Genomic DNA, 4,661 nt, shown 5'->3' with positions numbered 1-4,661 from the left:
GTAACGTTCTCTATGTTGACTCCCCACTTATTCATTCACCTGCAAGAAATATAACAGCATCGGAGGTTGGAAAGTTAGAAATCCAGGTTAACGTAAAAAGTTAACCTGATAAGTCGGTTTATACTGCAAAACTATTTTTACTTGGAAATTAAAATACAAAGATATGCTAAGTAATGAAAACTACAGGAAGCTGGAAGAAAAAGCAAAAGAACTTGGAGCAAAGAGCGTAAGGCTGCTTCCTGCAGAAGACATCGTGGTCGAAGACCGAACTGTGTCAATGTGCCCTTCTTGTTGAGTGGAAGTCAGAGAACGTTTTTTCCAGGGAGGTCAGCGAGAACTTCGTAAAATTCGGCTTCGAAGCCCCGAAAGACCAAACCGTAAAACAGCAATTTCAGAACAGCCTGAAAACAATATTGAAAGATCGCAAAGAGACCATCCAGCCCGGAGTTCTGGAACTTGAAAAACTAGCCTGGACCCTTGGTTATAATACTGCTCTTGCAACCTTTCCAGGCATGTGTACCTGGTGTGCTACAAGTGACTATTCAAGCGTAAAATGTGCCGGAGATAAAGGTCCCTGTCATCACCCGACTCTCCGCAGACCGTGCCTTATGGGACTTGGTATCCGAATGGATAAAACTCTTGAAAAAATCGGTACTCCCATGCAGAAGTTTCCAATGGATGATACAACTCCCTCGCCTTTGACACTGATATTGCTTGATTGAAGAACAAAAATGACAGGCTAAAATAAACCATATATTTATTTCCAGAGAGCTTGCACCAGTTCAAAACTATAATTCTATATATAGGGAAAAATTATTGTATAACCATGGCAGACTTTACTGGAAATCTTCTCTCCATTTTGAAAGAAAATATTCCTTATTTTAAAGACCATGACATAAGTTCTGAAGTGATGCTTGGGGTATTGATGCACTTATTCCTGATCATTTGCTTTATTATTTTATTTTACTTGTTAGTGAGAAAATTCATGTAACTCCAGAAAACCGTGATTAATCCATGCAGATGATGGAAAATAGAGTTCACAATTAAGGATGAACGTTAATATAACGTCGATAGGTATTATTATTATAAATTTTCTGAGTCTGGAAACTTCTGGAAATAAAAAGTGGATTAATTGAGCTGAGTGGGCTGAAGATTAATAAGCTGAGTGAGCTAAAGATTAATAAGCTGAGTGGGCTAAAGATTCATAAAGCTGAGTGGGCTAAAAATTTATACTACTTATATCAGTCTCTTGCAGCTTACTTATGGAAGTTTTCTACAAACCAGGACGAAAATTGTCAAGGGGTGAAATGATATTTTCTGTTCTTTGGGAGAGGCCAGGGGTGCGGGGCGCGTAGCCCCGCAAAAGCTGACGATGACCGTCGCACCAGTGGAGCCGATTTTGCCGTAAAATGAAGCAACCGAAAACGGGGAACAGGATTTTTTATCCTGTTCCCCGTTTTCGGCGGCGTAGTGGCACGGCAAAAATCCAAGCTGTCAATGGTTTAAGGGTGGAGATTTTCATTAGAAAATACTACCCGTCCATTGACGGCTTAGATAGGCGGAGCGGTCAAAAGAACATTTTGTTGTTCTGAGTAGATTAAAATGGTATAATTAAAAAAATGATTGTTCTGTTGAGAAACAGAAGCTAATTTGCATACCGTAGGATTGTTTATATTTTGCTTAGTACGCTTTTGGAGTATATGAGTTACTTCTTCAGTCATAGTTTGTTTTCAACAACCCGTGGGATATCTTCCACGGGGTTTTCTTTTTGTAACTTCTTTATAAATTCGATTGACATAAGTATGATTTCGTACTATCATAAAACGTACGAAATCATACTTGGAGGTGTAGTGATGAACCAAAAGAGATTTGACGAGATCCATCGGATTAATTATTTGACTTCTGAAACGCAAGCCCTGTATCATCAGTCATCCTTAAAACTTGGCATTACAGACAGTGTTTCTATTGTCTTGTACACGATTTACGATACAGGAGAGAATTGTTTGCTCAGCGATATTTATAAGAAATCAGGAATCAGCAAACAGACGGTAAACTCGGCTATTCGTGGCTTGGAGTCTGATGGCATTCTATATTTAGAACAGTACACAGGCAGAGCAAAGAAAATTATCCTAACAGAAAAGGGAAAGGACTATGTGAACAGCACCGTGGCAAAGCTCTATCAAGCGGAAGTACAGGCTTTTGACTCATGGTCAACAGAAGAAATTAACACATACATCCGCCTGATGGAAAAATATGCGGATTGTTTCCGTAAGCAAATTGGCGCTTTATCAGAAAGGGACTTATGACGATACGGCTTTCAGATCATTTTACCTATGGTAAACTAATAAAATTCACACTCCCGCCCATTTCGATGATGATTTTTCACATCAATCTACAGCGTGGTGGACGGGTTTTTTGTTTCTAATTTTGCAGGCAAGGTGGCATTTTCCGCAGTCAATCTTGTTATGCCATTTTTGATGATTGTAGCAACCGTTGGCTTTATGTTTGGCACCGGAGGAACCGCCATTGTTGCCCACACCTTTGGTGTCGGTAATAAGGAAAAGGCAAACAGATATTTTTCTCTGTTTGTGTATGTGGCGTTTGTTCTGGGGGTTATATTCGCTGCATTGGGATTTGCATTGATTCGTCCGATTTCCACACTGCTTGGCGCTAAAGGCGAGCTTCTTGAAAATTGTATTATTTACGGACGAATCATTCTTACAACATTGCCGTTTTTTGTGTTGCAGCTTCTATTTCAGAGCTTTTTTGTAGCAGCGGAAAAGCCTCATCTTGGCCTTTTGGTGATGGGCGTATCCGGAGTTACCAATATGGTGTTAGATGCGGTTTTAGTGATTCTTCTGCCACAGAAATATAAGCTGGCAGGCGCAGCGATTGCCACCGCCCTTAGCCAGTTTATCGGGGGTGTGATTCCTCTCATCTATTTTTCTCGAAAAAACAGCAGTATTCTTCGTCTTGGTAAAACCAGCTTTGATGGCAAGGCAATTTTAAAGGCTTGTACCAACGAGTCATCTGAATTTATGAGCAATATTTCCATGAGCATCGTGGGAATGCTCTATAACCTACAGCTTCTGAAATTTGCCAGAGAAAACGGCATAGCGGCCTACGGTGTCATGATGTATGTCAGCATGATTTTCTCGGCTACTTTTATAGGCTACTCTATCGGCGTAGCCCCTGTAATTGCTTATCACAATGGCGCAGGCAATCATGATGAACTCAAGGGACTTTTGAAAAAGAGCATTCATCTGCTTGGTGTCAGCGGAATTGTTATGGTGACTGCCGCACAACTGCTTGCTGCGCTGTTAGCGCAAATATTCGTGGGATACGACAAAGAGCTGATGGATTTGACGGTTTCCGGGTTCCGTATTTTTGCCATTGCATTTCCCTTTATGGGTTTTGCCATTTTCGGTTCAGGTTTTTTTACCGCTCTCAACGATGGATTAACCTCCGCTTTGATTTCTTTTTTGCGCACATTGGTGTTCCAGGTTAGCGCCGTTTTGCTTCTCCCAATGATTTGGGGAATTGATGGCATTTGGGTTTCCATTGTGGTGGCCGAAATGATGGCGGTTGCGTTTACGGCAGTATTCATTATTATAAAGCGCAAAAGACTCAGTTCCAAAATCTAGTGATGAAAGTAAGTGTAACATCACTACATAAAGTTATAATTCTCTAATTATGTAATGATGTTACGGCAAAAACAATGGTAATTATAAATCTTACTCTTAATAACTTATCGGAACTCCCTGCTCTCTCATACCTTTTTGATAGTTATAGCAATGATTACGAATATACCACAAGAGGAATTTTTCGTAGAAAAATTCCTCCAGCCTGCCCTATTTGCAGTGCTCCTATGGTTCATAACGGCTATAATCTATACATCAAAAAAGGTCTTGGAAAAATCAGCATTGGTCGATACAAATGCCAAAATTGTGGTAGTACAGACGAAGAAGATCATAGTTTTTGGGAAGGTCTGAAAACTTTACTTTTTGATTCATTTAATAATTTTTTCCAGGTGCTCAGATACCATAAAGTTTCTTATGATGGAATTTCTGATATAATGAGCTTCATATTTCCAAGATCAAGAAGCACTATTTTTAGAACATTCAACAAAGAAATGGAACAGGAAAATGTTCCAATTTTAGAAAATGTACATATGGTGCACTATGACGAACAGCATCCAAAAGAGGGACGTTGTCAGAAATACCGTTTAACATTACTGGATGCAAAAACTCAAAGAACAATAGCAGATGAACTTTTTGAGGATAAAAGTTCAGAAACCATCAAAACGTTTCTACGAAAAAATCTAGATACATCAGAACCTGTGTTTATTGTTACGGATTTTGATAAGAGATACCCAGATATTTTAAAGGAAGTTTTTGGGGATAAGTTAGTGCATCAATACTGTTTGATGCACTTAAACAAGCTTATAGTTAGCGATTTTCCGAAGAAAACAACAATTGAACAGGAACTATTAAAATACAGGTTATTGAATATATTTTACAATCGTGAAAATGAGATTAAATTCCTGGAAAAAATTCTATCTGAAGAACTTAACGTAATTATGAATGAAGAAAAGCATCAAGAATGGAGTATAAAGGCAAAAAAGGAATTTAACCGATTTAGATATAAATTGAAGCTAGAAA

The 4,661-nt window shown here is 38.9% G+C and carries 5 protein-coding genes; all 5 read left to right on the top strand.

The features are described 5' to 3' along the window. Positions 1-163: 163 nt before the first annotated feature. Positions 164-295, top strand: coding sequence for a hypothetical protein (locus tag ASJ81_RS24190; RefSeq protein ID WP_275112545.1), 132 nt, complete (start codon positions 164-166; stop codon positions 293-295). Positions 296-413: 118 nt separating this feature from the next. Continuing rightward, the gene (locus tag ASJ81_RS08895; protein ID WP_338037438.1) at positions 414-722 is read left to right on the top strand and encodes a DUF2284 domain-containing protein; all 309 of its coding nucleotides are present in this window, start codon (positions 414-416) and stop codon (positions 720-722) included. Positions 723-1,853: 1,131 nt separating this feature from the next. Further along, the gene (locus tag ASJ81_RS08890; protein ID WP_095644160.1) at positions 1,854-2,306 is read left to right on the top strand and encodes a MarR family winged helix-turn-helix transcriptional regulator; all 453 of its coding nucleotides are present in this window, start codon (positions 1,854-1,856) and stop codon (positions 2,304-2,306) included. 84 nt (positions 2,307-2,390) lie between these two features. Beyond that, entirely contained in the window at positions 2,391-3,644 is a 1,254-nt protein-coding gene (locus ASJ81_RS08885; RefSeq protein WP_275112546.1) for an MATE family efflux transporter, read from the top strand. 74 nt (positions 3,645-3,718) lie between these two features. Further along, positions 3,719-4,661, top strand: a 943-nt coding sequence (locus ASJ81_RS08880) for an ISNCY family transposase (protein WP_095642727.1), incomplete at its 3' end; no start/stop codon positions are given.

Origin of the sequence: Methanosarcina spelaei (assembly GCF_002287235.1) — an archaeon.
GTDB classification, from domain to species: domain Archaea; phylum Halobacteriota; class Methanosarcinia; order Methanosarcinales; family Methanosarcinaceae; genus Methanosarcina; species Methanosarcina spelaei.
The sequence above is the reverse complement of the archived record's forward strand: the minus strand, read 5'-3'. Positions and strand labels throughout refer to the sequence as shown.

Bases quoted from the DNA above. Each gene is read 5' to 3' on its own strand.
- ASJ81_RS24190 (WP_275112545.1), top strand. From the start codon at position 164: ATGCTAAGTAATGAAAACTACAGGAAGCTGGAAGAAAAAGCAAAAGAA.
- ASJ81_RS08890 (WP_095644160.1), top strand. From the start codon at position 1,854: ATGAACCAAAAGAGATTTGACGAGATCCATCGGATTAATTATTTGACT.